At 65.3% G+C, this 15,183-nt stretch carries 15 protein-coding genes; 8 read left to right on the forward strand and 7 right to left on the reverse strand.

All coding sequences use genetic code 11. The features are described 5' to 3' along the window. Nucleotides 1-7 precede the first annotated feature (7 nt). Together P9272_RS21640 and P9272_RS21645 are read right to left on the reverse strand one after the other, a co-directional pair. The gene (locus tag P9272_RS21640) at nt 8-790 is read right to left on the reverse strand and encodes a glucose 1-dehydrogenase (RefSeq protein WP_278162106.1); all 783 of its coding nucleotides are present in this window, start codon (nt 788-790) and stop codon (nt 8-10) included. After that, nucleotides 777-1,808 carry an L-idonate 5-dehydrogenase gene (locus tag P9272_RS21645; protein WP_278162204.1) on the reverse strand — a complete coding sequence of 344 codons (1,032 nt, stop codon included), beginning with the start codon at nt 1,806-1,808 and terminating at the stop codon, nt 777-779. Before P9272_RS21645 ends, P9272_RS21640 begins: the two co-directional genes overlap by 14 nt. A 192-nt stretch (nt 1,809-2,000) precedes the next feature. Between P9272_RS21645 and P9272_RS21650 the strand changes: the two genes are divergently transcribed. Then, nucleotides 2,001-2,717: a FadR/GntR family transcriptional regulator gene (locus P9272_RS21650; RefSeq protein WP_278162107.1), complete on the forward strand. Its 717-nt coding sequence runs from the start codon at nt 2,001-2,003 to the stop codon at nt 2,715-2,717. A gap of 175 nt (nt 2,718-2,892) precedes the next feature. On the opposite strand, the gene P9272_RS21655 is transcribed toward P9272_RS21650, so the two are convergent. Next, nucleotides 2,893-3,669, reverse strand: a complete 777-nt coding sequence (locus tag P9272_RS21655; protein WP_278162108.1) for a pyrroline-5-carboxylate reductase — start codon at nt 3,667-3,669, stop codon at nt 2,893-2,895. A 133-nt stretch (nt 3,670-3,802) separates the two neighbouring features. Continuing rightward, complete coding sequence (locus tag P9272_RS21660; protein ID WP_128257652.1) at nt 3,803-4,093, reverse strand: muconolactone Delta-isomerase family protein; 291 nt, start codon at nt 4,091-4,093, stop codon at nt 3,803-3,805. A gap of 116 nt (nt 4,094-4,209) precedes the next feature. On the opposite strand from P9272_RS21660, the gene P9272_RS21665 reads away from it, so the two are divergent. Then, a complete protein-coding gene (locus P9272_RS21665; protein WP_278162109.1) occupies nt 4,210-5,094 on the forward strand; it encodes a LysR substrate-binding domain-containing protein in 885 nt (294 codons plus the stop codon). A 99-nt stretch (nt 5,095-5,193) separates the two neighbouring features. Here the strand turns inward: P9272_RS21665 and P9272_RS21670 are convergent, their stop codons facing one another. After that, complete coding sequence (locus P9272_RS21670; RefSeq protein ID WP_278162110.1) at nt 5,194-5,805, reverse strand: TIGR00730 family Rossman fold protein; 612 nt, start codon at nt 5,803-5,805, stop codon at nt 5,194-5,196. 119 nt (nt 5,806-5,924) lie between these two features. Between P9272_RS21670 and P9272_RS21675 the strand changes: the two genes are divergently transcribed. The 4 genes from P9272_RS21675 (at nt 5,925) to P9272_RS21690 (ending at nt 10,252) form a co-directional block, all read left to right on the forward strand. Beyond that, on the forward strand, nt 5,925-7,466 hold the full coding sequence (locus P9272_RS21675; RefSeq protein ID WP_278162111.1) for a LysM peptidoglycan-binding domain-containing protein: 1,542 nt from the start codon (nt 5,925-5,927) through the stop codon (nt 7,464-7,466). A 102-nt stretch (nt 7,467-7,568) separates the two neighbouring features. Next, nucleotides 7,569-7,904: a metalloregulator ArsR/SmtB family transcription factor gene (locus tag P9272_RS21680; protein WP_278162112.1), complete on the forward strand. Its 336-nt coding sequence runs from the start codon at nt 7,569-7,571 to the stop codon at nt 7,902-7,904. Then, nucleotides 7,904-9,787 (forward strand): ABC transporter ATP-binding protein/permease, encoded by a 1,884-nt coding sequence (locus tag P9272_RS21685; RefSeq protein ID WP_278162113.1) that lies wholly within the window; start codon nt 7,904-7,906, stop codon nt 9,785-9,787. The genes P9272_RS21680 and P9272_RS21685 overlap by 1 nt, the downstream gene beginning before the upstream one ends. A gap of 123 nt (nt 9,788-9,910) precedes the next feature. Continuing rightward, nucleotides 9,911-10,252, forward strand: a complete 342-nt coding sequence (locus P9272_RS21690; protein WP_128257658.1) for an antibiotic biosynthesis monooxygenase — start codon at nt 9,911-9,913, stop codon at nt 10,250-10,252. Here the strand turns inward: P9272_RS21690 and P9272_RS21695 are convergent. Continuing rightward, the gene (locus P9272_RS21695; protein ID WP_278162114.1) at nt 10,231-11,121 is read right to left on the reverse strand and encodes an SMP-30/gluconolactonase/LRE family protein; all 891 of its coding nucleotides are present in this window, start codon (nt 11,119-11,121) and stop codon (nt 10,231-10,233) included. The genes P9272_RS21690 and P9272_RS21695 overlap by 22 nt on opposite strands. Nucleotides 11,122-11,334: 213 nt before the next feature. Between P9272_RS21695 and P9272_RS21700 the strand changes: the two genes are divergently transcribed. Then, on the forward strand, nt 11,335-12,033 hold the full coding sequence (locus P9272_RS21700) for a phosphatidylserine decarboxylase (protein WP_278162115.1): 699 nt from the start codon (nt 11,335-11,337) through the stop codon (nt 12,031-12,033). Nucleotides 12,034-12,108: 75 nt separating this feature from the next. After that, complete coding sequence (gene pssA, locus P9272_RS21705; protein ID WP_278162205.1) at nt 12,109-12,852, forward strand: CDP-diacylglycerol--serine O-phosphatidyltransferase; 744 nt, start codon at nt 12,109-12,111, stop codon at nt 12,850-12,852. A gap of 8 nt (nt 12,853-12,860) precedes the next feature. Here pssA and P9272_RS21710 read toward each other — a convergent pair whose 3' ends face one another. Continuing rightward, a complete protein-coding gene (locus P9272_RS21710; RefSeq protein WP_278162116.1) occupies nt 12,861-15,083 on the reverse strand; it encodes an AMP-binding protein in 2,223 nt (740 codons plus the stop codon). Between the last annotated feature and the right edge of the window lie 100 nt (nt 15,084-15,183).

The following is a 15,183-nucleotide window of genomic DNA, read 5'->3' on the forward strand; positions in this document are numbered from 1 at the left end:
CTAACCCTCACAACACGCTCGTGATCCCGCCATCCACCAGCAGTGTCTGTCCCGTGACGAAGCTCGCTGCATCGGATGCTAGGAACACCGCCGCGCCGGCCAGTTCCTCGACGTCGCCCCAGCGCCGCATCGGCGTGCGGCCGGTAAGCCAGGTCGAGAATTTTTCGTCGGCGACGAGAGCGGCGTTCATCTCGGTCTTGAAGTAGCCGGGCGCGATGGCGTTGACGCGCACGCCGTGCTGGCCCCATTCGCCGGCCATCGACTTGGTCAGCATGGTGATCGCCCCCTTGCTCGCCGCGTAAGGCGCGATCGAGGGACGGGCGAGCGTGCTCTGTACCGACGACACGTTGATGATGACGCCCTTGCGGCGTTGGATCATGCCCTTCACCGCCGCGCGGCTCACCTTGAACACGCCGTCGAGATTGGTCGCCATCAGCGCGTCCCAGTCGGCGTCGGAAAAAGTCTCGAGCGGCGCGCGGCGCTGGATGCCGGCATTGTTGACCAGGATGTCGATCGGCCCGGTGCCGGCCTCCGAAGCCGCGATCGCCGCATCGACCGACTGAGTGTCGGTGACGTCGATCACGGATTCTGCGACCGTGTGGCCTTTGGCACGCAGCCTGTCGCCGGCAGCCTTCAGCTCCTCGATCTTGCGGCCGCCTAGGGTGACGCGCGCGCCAGCCGCGGCCAGCGCCTCTGAGAAGGCAAACCCCAGCCCGCGGCTGGCGCCGGTGATGAAGGCATTTCTGCCCTCGAGGCCGAAGAGGCGGCCGAGATAATCAGTCGAACGCAATTTGCACCTTCATCGATTGTGATTTGTCGCTGGCCAATTCGAAGGCTTTTCGCGCCTCGGCGAGCGGCAGCGTGTTGCTGAGCAGTGGCGCGACGTAGATGCGGCCCGAGCCGATCAGGTCGACCGCGAGAGCGAATTCCGTGTCGAAACGGAAGCTGCCCTTCACCTGGATTTCCTTGGTGACGATCATCGACATCGAAAGTTCCGCCGTCGCGCCCTGGCCGACGGTCACCAGCGTGCCGCGCGGCTTGATGATAGGCAAGGCGCTAGCCACTGTGGCGCCCTGGCCGGCGGCCTCGAAGACGACGTCGAAATACCCTTTGTTGACGGCATAGCCGTCCATCGCCTCGGCATGTGTGGCGACATTGATCGTGCGGTCGGCGCCGACCTTGGCGGCGTATTGCAGCGGCCTGTCCTGCACGTCGGTGACCACCACCTCGCGCGCGCCGGCAAAACGCGCGGCGAGCACCAGCAGTGTGCCGATCGGCCCGGCGCCCATGATCAGCACCCGGCTGCCATAGACGGGCGCCTGGGCGACGGCATGCAGCGTCACGGCGAGAGGCTCGGCGAAAGCGCCGGCGGTAGGGTCGGCCCCCTTCGGTAGCGGGACGGCGTTTTCGGCGCGGCAGACGAGATGCTCGGCAAAGCCGCCCTGCACATGCGGCGTGCGCATCGCCGACCCCAGGAAGCGCATGTCGAGGCAATGGATCGATTGGCCGGCGCGGCAGAAGGCGCAGACGCCGCAAGGATTGGCCGGATTGACGGCGACCGCCGTGCCCACCGTCGGCCCGTAAACGCCGGCGCCCACCGCCTCGATGCGGCCGGCGATCTCATGGCCGAGGATCATCGGCTCCTTCACGCGCACGGTGCCGAAGCCGCCATGGCGGAAATAATGCAGGTCGGAGCCGCAGATGCCGCCGCGCGTGATGCGTACCAGCACCTCGCCCGGGCCGGGCTCTGGCGTCGCACGCTCCTCGACGCCGAGGTCGAGCGGCAGGCGCAGCACCACCGCGCGCATGGAGGATGTTGGCGACAAACCGGCTCTCCGCTGTTCCGTCCGGATTTTCCGCTGCGACAGCTAGCAGGAAAACCGTGGCCGTTCCAACTATTTATCTGACAAATCAGATGATATGGACAATCACTGGTTCGGTGAGGTATCAACCTGACTGTTCATCACTGGGCTGGCAGACTCTGAAAAGGGCTGGGACAAATGGCAGGCAACCAGACCTCGTCGGTGACGGACGAGATAGCCAACATCCTCGGTCGCGAGATTCTCGGCGGGCTGTTTCCGCCCGGCGCGACCTTGATTGGCGAGGAGGAGATCTGCGCCCGCTTCGGCGCCAGCCGCAGCGCCGCCCGCGAAGCGGTGAAGATCCTGTGGGCCAAGGGCCTGCTGGTCACCCGCCCGCGACGCGGCTCGCGCATCCGCCCGCTGAAGGACTGGAATTTCTTGGACCCCTCGGTCCTGGGTTGGCTGCGCGCCAGCGCGACACCGCGCCACTTCATCATCGAGCTTCTGGAGGTGCGCCTCGGCTTCGAATGCGAGGCGGCGGCACTCGCCGCGGGCCGCAATAAAGCAGACGAGATCGCGGCCATCCGCGAGGCCTTCGAGGCGATGCGCGCCGCGTCCTCCGGCCAGGGCGATCCGGTCTTGTCGGACGCCGCTTTCCATGAAGCCGTGCTTGCCGCCGCCGGCAACCGCTTCTTCCTGCCGCTCTCGGCGCTGATCCACACGGCGCTGCAATATAGCGTGCCGACCACCAACGCGCTGTTCGGTCACCCGGTGGGCGATCTCGACGCGCATGGCAAGGTGCTGAGGGCGATCGAGGCCGGCGACTCGGCAAGAGCCCGCAAGGCCATGCACGACATGCTGAGCGAGGTGCTCGCCCGCGTGCGCACGGCCGTTGAACTCACTGGTGCCGGCTGAATCGTCCAGGCCCAAGCTGCCCTGCGGCGATCGCCGGCGGCCTCATCGTCTCGCAATTGCTGACGCTCTACACAACGCCGGTCGTCTACCTCTACTTGGATCGGCTGAGCGCGCGCAGGCCGTCACCTCGGTTCGCCCCGGCGGAGTAATTGGTAATCGCTCCTGGGCTGGCCGACTACTCGCCCGTGATGCGCCGATGTACCCGCTCCAGGCTCTCCGCGAAGGCCTCGAACGTGCCCCGCTCGGTCATCTCGCGCAGCACCTGCTCGTTGATGCCGCCGCGCGTCGCATAATCCTGCGCAAGATGCATGAAATCTTCGTCCGGCGCCGTATCCGGCGCATCGGCCAGCGCCTTGTAGATGCTGGTGATGTAGTCGCGGGCCTTGTCGCGCGGCACACCCTGACTGCTCACCCAGGCGTGGATCGTGTCGAGATATCTGAAATAGCCGGCATAGGTGGCGGTGACGACGCTGAGCGCGTCGAACTCGCTCTGGTCCTCGACCTCGATCACCCCGCCCAACCTGCCGAAGAACGTCGCCACGATCGGGTCCGGCGGACAGATGATCGTAGAGCCTTGCCGGCGGGCGATCATTGGCATCGGCAGGGCCTTGCCGACATGCGCCGCCGGCGCCACGAGGCCGGCAATCTCCTCACGCGGTATCGTCGCGATCAGGCTGACGACGTGATGATCCGGCCGGAATCGCAGTTCCTTCAGCACCTCGCGCGCGATCTGCGGCCGCACCGCCAGCATGACCGTGTCGCACTGGTCGAGCACGGCCTGATTGTCGGCGGCAATGCGCACATCCCGGTAGCGCGCGGCAAGTCCCGCAGCGATCGCCTCATTGCGCGGCGAGATCACCACCGGGGTCGTCTCACCCGGCAGCGATTTCAACCCGGTGACGATGGCCGAGCTCAGCGCGCCCGTGCCGACGAAGCCAAGTTTCATGGACATTCTGCCCCTTGTTTCGGATTGCCGTCGACAATAGCGACGGCTTCTTCTTCGGCAAGGGGAGCGGATGGCCGCAACTAGGGCCCCGAGGCGGTGAGGCCGCGCGCGGGAACTACGGCCTCACCTGAAGTCCCGCTTAGCGCTTCGGTCCAAAACCCGGATAGGGGTTGAGCGGCACGATCGCGGTGACGTCCATCATGCCGGCCTCGATCAGCGGCAGCGTGGCGAGATGGTCGCGCACTTCTTTCTCGTCGGCCGCTTCGAACATCATGCCGCTGCCGGGAATGTCGCCACGGTTCCAGATCTGGCGCACGGCGCCTTGCACGTACAGCGTCTTTCGCTGCTCGGACTCCGGCGGCAGCAACGGCGCGAAATCGGTGTCGCTGAATTTCTGGGTGTTGCGGGTGAGCAGGGCAAAGAACTGCATGGCGGTCTCCTTTTATGGCTGGTTGACGGGAGAGATATCGCGCCGGCTGTCCAGACTGTCCAAGACTGATTAGGATAAAGTTCAGACCTTTGGGGACTTTGAATTGGAGGCGGAAAATGCTCGACCTGCGACAGATCAGATATTTCGTCGCCGTCGCCGAAGCCGGCAATGTCGGCCGCGCCGCCGAGCAGTTGCACATCTCGCAATCGCCCTTGAGCCGTCAGATCATGCAGCTCGAGGAGCAATTGGGCGTCACATTGTTCGAGAGGGCGAAGCAGCGCATCCATCTCAACGCCGAGGGCAGGGCCTTCCTTGCCGAAGCCCGAGCGCTGCTCGCCAATGCAGCGCGGCTGGAGGAACTCGGCCGCAACCTCGCCAGCGGCGCCACGGGCAGCCTTGCCATCGGCTATGTCGAGGGCGCGGTGCATGCCGGGCTGATCGCCGCGATGCTGAAGGATTTCCGACGCGCGCGGCCGGATTTCCACCTGCAACTCAGGAGCCGGCGGACGGCGGCGCAGTTCGAGGATCTGAGGCGGCGCGTGCTCGACCTTGGTTTCGTCTATTCGCCTGCGCCGGAGGGAGACCCCGATCTTGAAAGCATGCTGGTGCGGCGCGAGCCGTTGGTGCTCGCGATGCCTGAGGGCGATCCGCTCGTCGGCGCCGCCGGCATCGCGCCCGGCGAGCTCGACGGCCGCGTCTGGATCACCGTCGTGCGCCAGCCCGGCGACACTAACCGCGCCCAATTCCTCGCGGCCTGCGTCGAATCCGGCTTCATGCCCGACATCGCCTATGAGACCAACGACCCGTTGACCTCGCTCGGCCTGGTCAGCGCCGGCCTCGGCCTCGCCACTGTTCAGCAGAGCCTGCGAAGCGCGGCACCGCCCGGCGTGATCTTCCGCGACCTGCACTGGTTCAAACGCAGCGTGTCGATCCATCTCGCCTGGCGGCGGAATGACCGGCGGACGGTGATTGGTGATTTGAGGAGGGCAGTAGGGGATTAGGGGATTAGGGGATTAGGGGATTAGGGAAGCGCTTCCCGTGCGCCATTTAGAGCGCCCCAAACATACTCCCTTACTCCTTATTCCCTTACTCCCCTCAATCTACATCTTATCTATCACCGACTGCACGCCTTCGGTCGGCGCGTCGACGGACGAGCCCGCCACCATGATGGCGGCGACGATCGCTTCCGGATCGGTGACCACCAGCGGCTTCACGCGATGCGCGGTGTGGATGAAGCCTTCCTCCGACATGTGCTCTATCAGCGCCAGCATCGGATCCCAGAACCCTTTGACGTTGGCGAAGACGATCGGCTTGCGGTGATGGCCGAGCTGCGCCCAGGTCATGATCTCGACGATCTCCTCCACCGTGCCGATGCCGCCCGGCAGCGCCACAAAGGCGTCGGATTTTTCGAACATGCTGTGCTTGCGCTCATGCATGTTGTCGGTGATCAAGAGTTCATCGAGCTTGTCGAGCGCGGTCTCGGTCGCCTCCCTGTTGATCAGGAAGCGCGGGATGATGCCGGTGACCTTGCCTCCGGCCTTGAGCGCGCCATCGGCGACGGCGCCCATGATGCCCTTGTTGCCGCCGCCATAGATCAGGCGCAACCCGGATTTGGCAAGCGAGCGGCCAAGCATGTGGCCGGCTTTGATATAGGCCTCGTCGCGGCCCGGAGACGAGCCGCAATAGACGCAGACGGATCGAATCGTGTTCATGACGATGATTGGTGATGGGGACGGCTGGCTCGGTCAAGCCCGCGCACGGGCTTTTTCTTGTGAGCGTGGAGAAAACACGCTAGACCGGCGTTAGGTGGCTAAGGGGGCAATATAAAGTTATGGCTATCAATCCTTCTAAGGCGTTTTTGTTCGCGGCGGGCGGCGTGGCCGTCGTCGCGGCAGTCGCCTACGGGTCGGGTGCGCTTGATCCCTACATCAACACCCAGAAACCGGCGCAGGTCACCGCGCTGCCGCAGACCGGTGCGAAACCGGCTGAATCCTCGAGCACGACCACCGAGGCGCGCGTGCCTCAGGCTCCCTCAAACACAATTGCCCCGGCCAACACGATGGCGCCGGCCAACAATGCCATGGCTCCCGCCAGCAACGCCATGGCGCCGGCCAACAAGAACGCAACCGCGCCGGCCGCCCAGGCGCCGGCAGCGGCTGGTCCGACACTGCCGACCTTCGATGTCGTGCGCGTCGAGAGCAACGGCTCGATCGTCGTCGCCGGCAGCGCCGCGCCCAACGCCAAGGTGGAGATCCTGAGTGGCGGTTCGGTGCTCGGTTCGACCGATTCCGGCCCCGACGGCGCCTTCGCCATTGTGCTCGACGATCCGCTGAAGCCCGGCGATTATACGATTACGCTGCGCCAGACGGTCGGCGGCAATGCCGTCGCCTCGGCCCAGACCGCTGTGGTCTCGGTGCCGCAGAGCCCGACCGGGCAGGTGTTGGCCATGGTCGAGGAGCCCGGCAAGGCCTCGCAACTGATCACCGTTCCCGAGGCCGCGACCAAGCCGGCAGCGTCGGCCGCTACCGACCAGGCGGCACCGGCAGCCCAGGCCCCCGCAACGACCGCGCCGGCCGCGTCGGATTCAGCCGCAGCGTCGGCCACGACCGCGCCGGCCGCCACGGACCAGGCAACCGCGCCGGCTGCGGCCGCCGCGGCGGAGCCCAAGATCGCCGTCGAAGCGGTCGAGATCGACGGCAGCAAGATCTTCGTCGCCGGCACGGCCGACCCGGGCCGCAAGGTGCGCGCCTATGCCGATGCCATCCTGCTCGGCGATGCCAAGACCTCTCCTGACGGGCATTTCCTGATCGAAGCTACGCGCGACATTCCGGTCGGCAGCTACACCATCCATGTCGACGGATTGGACGATGACGGCGTCAAGGTCGTCGCTCGCGCCGCCGTGCCGTTCGAGCGCGAGCCAGGCGAGTCCGTCGCCGCTGTCGCCCCTAGCGAGACGAAGGCTGGCGAGGCCAAGCCGGCAGAGACCAAACTCACACAGGTCCAGGGCGCCGGATCCCAGGCCGCGGAAGCTCCGGCGGCAACGGCCGAAGCGACTAAGCCCGCCGAGTCTCCGGCCAAGGTTGCTGAAGCGACGCCGTCGACAGACGTGGCCGAGACGGTCGCGCCGAAGCTCGAACATGCCGACGGCGCCGTCATCATCCGCCGCAACGACACGCTCTGGCGCATCTCGCGCCGCGTCTATGGCCACGGCACGCGCTTTTCGACCATCTACCTTGCCAACAAGGACCAGATCCGCGATCCCGACCGCATCTGGCCCGGCCAGGTGTTCAAGGTGCCGTCCAAGTCCAAGGAAGGCGAGAACGCCGACCTGAAGGCCATGGGCGAGCAGATGACCGCGCCGAAGGCGGAGTAGAGGTTGGCGAATAGCCAATCTCTCCCCCTGTGGGGGCGATTAGCTTTCTACCCATCCGCCTAGCTTGCCCTTCCGTCGTCCATCGTCTATCGCCGATGGACGATGATCGAATCCCCTGAAACATGCTGCGCTGACAGCCGCGCCATCGCGCTGCTCCTTGCGGCGCTCTCGCATCCGGCGCGTATCGAAATCCTGAAACATCTCTCGGCCAGTTCCTGCTGCTCGTGCCGTGAGGTGGTCGACCATCTCGATCTCGCCCAATCGACCGTTTCGCAGCACCTGAAGATCCTGGTTGAGGCGGGGCTCGTCCGCTTCGAGGCCGACCGCCAGCGCTCGCGCTACGCGGTCGACCATACCGCGCTTGCGGGCGTCTGCGCCTCGCTCAACCAACTCGTTGCTTCCTGCTGCCCCAGCAGTTTACCCAAAAGGCAAGACTAGTGGCCGAAAAGACCGTATCCGCCGAAGCCGGCACCCTCACCACGTTGCGCAACCTCTGGCCCTATATGTGGCCGGCCGAGCGCGCCGATCTCAGAGCACGCGTGACCTGGGCAACGCTGCTTCTGGTCGTCGCCAAGCTCACTTTGGTGGCCGGCCCCTATTTCTTCAAATGGGCGACCGACGCGCTGGCCCACGCTTCCAAGACCCCGCCGCCGCTGCCGGCCTTTCTGCTGGCGCCGGTGGCGCTGGTCATCGCCTATAACGTGCTGCGCCTGGTCCAGCTCGGCTTCAACCAGTTGCGCGACGCATTGTTTGCCCGTGTCGGCCAATATGCGGTGCGCCAACTCGCCTACCGCACCTTCGTCCACATGCATCAGTTGTCGCTGCGCTTCCATCTCGAACGCCGCACCGGCGGCCTGTCGCGCATCATCGAGCGCGGCACCAAAGGCATCGAGACGATCGTGCGTTTCATCATGCTGAACACGGCGCCGACCATCCTCGAATTCGCGCTGACGGCCGGCATCTTCGCCTTCACCTATGGCTGGAAATATGTGGCGGTCGTCGCCGTCACAGTCTGGCTGTACGTCTGGTTCACGGTCAAGGCCAGCGACTGGCGCATCTCGATCCGCCGCGACATGAACGATAGCGACACCGACGCCAACACCAAGGCGATCGACTCCCTGCTCAACTTCGAGACGGTCAAGTATTTCACCAACGAGCGCATGGAGGCCGAGCGCTTCGACCGCTCCATGGCGCGCTACGAGATCGCCGCGACCAAGACCTGGACCTCGCTCGGCTGGCTGAATTTCGGCCAGGGGCTCATCTTCGGCCTGGGCACGGTCATCGTCATGTGCATGTCGGCGCTGGAGGTGCAGGCAGGCACTCAGACGGTCGGCGACTTCGTCTTCATCAACGCCATGCTGATCCAGCTCTCGGTGCCGCTCAATTTCATCGGCTTCATCTACCGCGAGATCCGGCAGGGCCTGACCGACATCGAGCATATGTTCGACCTGCTCGATGTGCCGCAGGAGATCGTCGACAAGCCGGATGCGAAGCCGCTGAAGGTCGGCCCCGGCAAGGTCGAGTTCCGCGACGTGCACTTCTCCTACGATCCGAACCGCAAGATCCTGAAGGGCGTCTCCTTCGAGGTGCCCGCCGGCAAGACGGTGGCGATCGTCGGCCCCTCAGGCGCCGGCAAGTCGACCATTTCCAGGCTTCTGTTCCGTTTCTACGACGTGCAGGGTGGCCAGGTGCTGATCGACGGCCAGGATATCCGCGACGTCACGCAGCAGAGCCTGCGCGCCGTGCTCGGCATGGTGCCGCAGGACACGGTGCTCTTCAACGACACCATCGCCTACAACATCCGTTACGGCCGCGTCGGCGCCAGCGAGGAGGAGGTGCGCAAGGCCGCCGAGCTCGCCCAAATTGGCCCGTTCATCGACAAGCTGCCCGAAGGCTACAAGTCGATGGTCGGCGAGCGCGGCCTGAAACTGTCGGGTGGCGAGAAGCAGCGCGTGGCGATCGCCCGCACCATCCTGAAGGCGCCGCCGATCCTGATGCTGGACGAGGCGACCTCGGCGCTGGACACCCAGACGGAGCAGGAGATCCAGGCGGCGCTCGATCTCGTCAGCAAGGGCCGCACCACCATCGTGATCGCCCACCGCCTGTCGACGGTGATCTCGGCGGACGAGATCATCGTGCTGAAGGACGGCCAGATCGCCGAGCGTGGCACGCATGCGGTGCTTCTGGCCAAACACGGCCTCTACGCCTCGATGTGGGACCGCCAGCGCGAAGCGACCGAAGCCGAAGAGCGACTGCGCATCGCGCGGGAAAGTGACGAACTGGGCGTGATCGTGCGCAGAAGGACGGCGGAGGTGAGCTAGCGCCGACTTCCCTTCTCCCACAAGGGGGTGAAAATTCCCCCTTGACCTCAACCTATCTTGAGCTTGCAAACCGTCTCCGAGCCACCTGCCAGGCAAACCCTTCCAAACGGAGATGGACAAGAAATGAGCACCAAAAATCACCGCACCGGCAGCGTGTTCCGGGTCGACAAATTCGTTGTGCCGGTCGAAGCGCGTGACGAAATCCTGAGCAAGGTCTTCATGACGCATGAATTGCTGCGTCAACAGGAAGGCTTCGTGCAGGATTTCCTGCTCGAGCAGTTCTCCGGTCCGGGCGAGTTCAACATCGTCACCATGGTCGAGTGGGAAAGCCAGGACGCCGTCGACAGAGTGGTGCCGATCGTGAAGGCCGCGCATGAGCGGATCGCCTTCAGCGCGCAGGACACGATCGCGCGCCTTGGCGTCAAGGCTGACATCGCCAACTATCAGCGCGTGCCAGAAGCGTAGGAGGGCCATCCGGCGCCGGGCACGGAAACAGCGGCGCTCAGCACCTGACCGGTGCGGGCGTCGCTGACCATATGCTCGAAACCTCGCCATTCGGCGGCGAGGATGAACAACGTCTTGCCGTCGCCCCCGGCCAGCATGCAGGCAAAGCAGCCGCGATCGACCTCGACTGCGTCGATTTTCTCGCCGCCTTCGCGCACCCTGATACAGTGGCGGTTAGGCACGTCGGCATACCAGACACAGCCTTCGGCATCGATGCAGATGCCGTCGGGATAGTCGTTGCCGAGATCGGCCCAGACGCGCCTGTTGGAAAGGCCACCATCCGTTGCGATGTCGAATGCGGTCAATCGCTTGGCGTGGGATTCGGCCACGATCAGCGTCCGGTTGTCCGGCGTCAGCGCCATGCCGTTGGCGAAGGCGATATCCTCGGCGACCTGCCGCATTGCCCCGTCCGACGTGATCAGCACGATGGTGCCCGGTCCGAAATGCTCGCCCGGCGCCGGCGCCGGCCCGCCGCCATTGACGTAGATGTTGCCGCGCCCATCGACGACGATTTCGTTCCAGGGGTTCTTCGACAGCCCCCGCAGATCGGCATGGGTGGCGAGCGTTCCATCCGCTTCCCGCCGCAGCAGAAGCCCCTGCCGCCCGGATACGACAAGCAATCGTCCATCCGGCAGCCAGTCGATCGAATAGGGCAGGACGACCGGCACCTTGAGCATGACCTCACTTTTGCCGCCCTCGTCCACGGCGACGATCTCGCCGGTGCCCCAGTTGCACAGCCAGAGCCGGCCGTCATGCCAGCGCGGTGACTCGCCGAAGGCGAGACCCTCGATGACGAGATTGGCTTTCCTGGCGCTATTCGACGACGACATTGGCTGGCTCCGTGGGCGCGTTGTCCAGCCTAGGACGGATGAGTGGACTGCTTCCCGACAATGGCAGAAGGGTCATCGTTGCATTCCTTCGCGCCCCCTCCGTCCCGCCGGCGTCTACAGTGATCGGAATCACGCTGGATATTGTTGCGTTGCGGGGAGGGGGGCTTTCGGCTATTGAGGCGCAACCTGAAACAGGGACCGCCCCCAAGCCCTATGACGCTTCTCGACTCGGTCAAGAATACGTTCGTTCCGATTCATCGCGAAGGCTATCCCTTCATCGCCGCCTTCGCCGCGGTAACGCTGTTTCTCGGCTATTTCTCCTCGATCCTGTTCTGGATCGGGCTGATCCTCACCGCCTGGTGCATCTATTTCTACCGCGACCCCGAGCGCGTCACGCCGGTCGACGACCGACTGGTGGTGAGCCCGGCCGACGGCGTGATCTCGGCGGTCGGGCCTGCCGTGCCCCCGAGCGAGCTTGGCCTGGGCTCCGGCGAGATGACCCGCATTTCGGTGTTCATGAACGTGTTTTCCTGCCACATCAACCGCGCTCCGGTGCGTGGGCGGATCACTCGCATCGAGCACAAGCCCGGCAAATTCCTCAATGCCGAGCTCGACAAGGCAAGCTCCGAGAACGAGCGCAACGGGCTGGTCATAGACAGCCCCAACGGCGCGATCGCCGCCGTCCAGATCGCCGGCCTGGTGGCGCGCCGCATCGTCTGCTGGGCCGAGGCTGGGGGTTCGATAGCGATCGGCGAGCGTTTCGGCCTGATCCGCTTCGGCTCGCGTGTCGACGTCTTCCTGCCGCCGAATGCTGTGCCGCGCGTCGCGGTCGGCCAGACGGCTGTGGGCGGCGAGACGGTGCTTGCCGAATTCGGCGGCACGGCGGTCACGCCTCTGGTGAGGATTTCCTGAGCGTTGGGCGCGCCGTTCAAAAAATTCGAGGCCCATGCCAGCGGCGGTCCGCGCATCCGCGAGATTCCGATGCGCATGGTGCTGCCCAATCTGGTCACGGTGCTCGCCATCTGCGCCGGCCTTTCCGGCATCCGCTTCGCCTTCGAGAACCGTTTCGAGATCGCGGTGGTCATGGTGCTGCTCGCCGCTTTCCTCGACGGCATCGACGGACGGCTGGCGCGCATGCTGAAGGCCACCTCGAAATTCGGCGCGCAGATGGATTCGCTGGCTGACATCGTCAATTTCGGGGTGGCGCCGGCGCTGGTGCTCTATGCCTTCCTGCTCGACCGCGCCGGCTCGCCGGGCTGGATCGCCGCACTTCTCTTCACCATCGCCTGTGGCATGCGGCTTGCCCGTTTCAACGTCCTGGCCGAAGACCACGACCAGCCTGCATGGCAGACCGAGTATTTCGTCGGCGTGCCGGCCCCGGCGGGCGCGGTCCTGGTCATGCTGCCGCTCTACCTCTATTTCCTTCGGCTCGGGCTGGAGCCGTCCCGGCCGGCCGCCTTCATCGCCACCGGCTTCACCGTGCTCATCGCGTTCCTTCTGGTCAGCCGGCTGCCGGTCTATTCGGGCAAGAGCGTCAAGGTGCCTGGCGACAGGGTGCTGCCGGTCATCCTCGGCGTGGTGCTCTACATCCTCTTGCTGATGACCTATCCCTGGTACACGCTGACCGCTTCGGTCGCCGGCTATCTGCTTTTCCTGCCGTTCAGCGTGCGCGCCTATTCGAAGCGGGCCATGCGCGAGGGCGAGAAGGTGCCACCTTCGGATATCGGGTAGCCGGCGCGCTACGCCGCCACACCCAGCCCCAAGCGATCGATTGCCAGCTTTCGCGCCGAGACGTAATCGGTCTTGCCCGAGCCCAGCACCGGGATCTCTTCCACCTTGATGATGTCGTTGGGCACCATCAACTCCGCCGCGCCGGCCTTCTTGCCGAACTGGCGCAGTTCCTCTGCGCTAGCGTCTTCGGCGGTGGTGACCAGCACGATGCGCTCGCCCCGCCTTTTGTCGGGCACGGCCACCGCCGCGTGACGCTCTTCCGGCCAGAGCGACTGCACCAGCATCTCGACTGCGCCCAGCGACACCATCTCGCCGGCGATCTTGGCGAAGCGCTTGGCCCGGCCGCGGATGGTAATGAAGCCCTCGCGGTCGATCGAGACGATGTCGCCAGTGTCGTGCCAGCCTTCCAGCGGCTGCAACTCGCCGGGACGGTCGGCGTTCATGTAGCCCATCATCATGTTCGGTCCGTCAAGCCACAGCCGCCCGCCCTCGGTTATGCCTTCGACGGGCTCCAGCTTCATGCGGATGGCCGGCAGAGGCCGTCCGACAGTGCCGTCGCGGCCGTGGATGGAGGTGTTCACCGCCACTACGGGCGCGGCCTCGGTCAGTCCGAAACCTTCGACAATCGAGGCTTGGAAGCGGTCGCGGTAGGTGCGCCGCGTCTCCGACTTCACCGCCTCGGCGCCGGCCACGACGAAGCGCAGGCTTGAGAAGTCGCCATCCTTGGCGGTGCGGGCATAATTGGCGAGGAAGGTATCGGTGCCGAACATGACGGTCGGCTTCACCTTGCGGGCGATCTCAGGGATGATCTTGTAATGCAGCGGCGAGGGGTAGAGGAACAGCTTTATGCCTAGCACCAGCGGCAGGATGGTGCCGCCGGTGAGCCCGAAAGAATGGAACACCGGGAGCACGTTGAGCAGGATGTCGGCCGGCGAGACGGACACGCGCGCCTCGGCCTGCATGACATTGGCAAGCAGGCTGCGGTTCGACAGCACCACTGCCTTCGGCGTGCCTTCAGAGCCGGAAGTGAACAGGATGACAGCGGGCTTCGAGGCTTGCTGCCGCTGCAGCGGAAAGCGCCACAAAAGCGCGGCGGCGACCTTGTCCAGGGTGGTCACGCCGGCGCGCACATCCTCCAGCCACAGCATCCTGGCGCCGCCCGCCTCGACCGCGGCGACGATGTCGTCGATGCCGGCTTTTTCGATGAAGGCGCGGGAGGAGACCACGGTACGGATGACGGCAGTGCTGACAGCCGCGGTCACGCTTGCCGGGCCGGCCGTGTAGTTGATCATCGCCGCAACGCGGCTCGCCGAGATCAGGCCGACGAAGGTGAGCACCACGCCATTGGCGTTGGGCAAGAGCACGCCGACCGCTTCGCCGGGCGCCGTCACCGCCTCGAAACGGCGGCCGAGCACGCGCGCGCCGATGAACATCTTGCGGTAGCTGAGCGAGCCCGAGATCACATCCTCGATGATCGTATGCGACGGGCCGACGCGGTCCGCGGCGTCGCGCATGGCAAGGAACAGGCCGCGGTCGAGATTTGTGCCGTAGAGCCGCGCCTCGGCGAAACGGTCGAACAGCGCGTTGGTGTTTGAGGCCATCTCGGGGTTGCGCGCCACCAGTTCGGCTATGGTCATCGGCTCCAGCACGCTCACCGAAAGCCGCGGGAACCAGTGGCGAGGCGCTTTCTCCTTCGGCGTCAGCGAGACCGGCAGGTCGCGCGTGCCGGCAACGAAGATCGGCACGATGCGCGCGTCGGCCTGCATGGCGATGCGCGTGATGGCACGAAACAGCCTGAAGGATTTGACATCCGGCTCGACATTGTCCGGCAGGTAGACGGCGAGCCGCCCTTTGCCCTTCAGCAGGCGCACTAGGCGCCGGCTGACGAAGACATGCTCGGCGTTGAAGGCGATGGTGCGCGCAAGCTCGCGCCACGGCTCCAGCCAGGGCGCGCGGGCGGAGGCGTCGTCGAGAATATGCAGCGTGTCATCCGGCAGCAGCGACAGCATCAGCGCCGGCTCGATGCGCGACTGGTGCGAAACGACATAGATGACCGGGGTCTTGGCGCTGCGAGCGATACGGACGCGGTTGTCAGCGATGCGATAGGCGAGCTTGAACGGCACATAGAGCAGCGCCTGGGTGAAGCGCAGGTCGAGCCGGAACCTTTCGATCACGGCGATCAGCAGCCAGGCAAAGACAAGGCCTGCCAGCAGCGCCAGGGTCAGGATCATGCCGCTCTCCCAGTCTCCTCCAGGGCGCGGCTCTTGCGCGGCCGCTTCAGTGGCAGAGGGTAGCGGAAGTGGGGGCAAGGTCAATGCAGGGCAGGCGCGG

Origin of the sequence: Mesorhizobium sp. WSM4976, assembly GCF_029625685.1 — a bacterium.
Classification (GTDB): Bacteria; Pseudomonadota; Alphaproteobacteria; order Rhizobiales; family Rhizobiaceae; genus Mesorhizobium.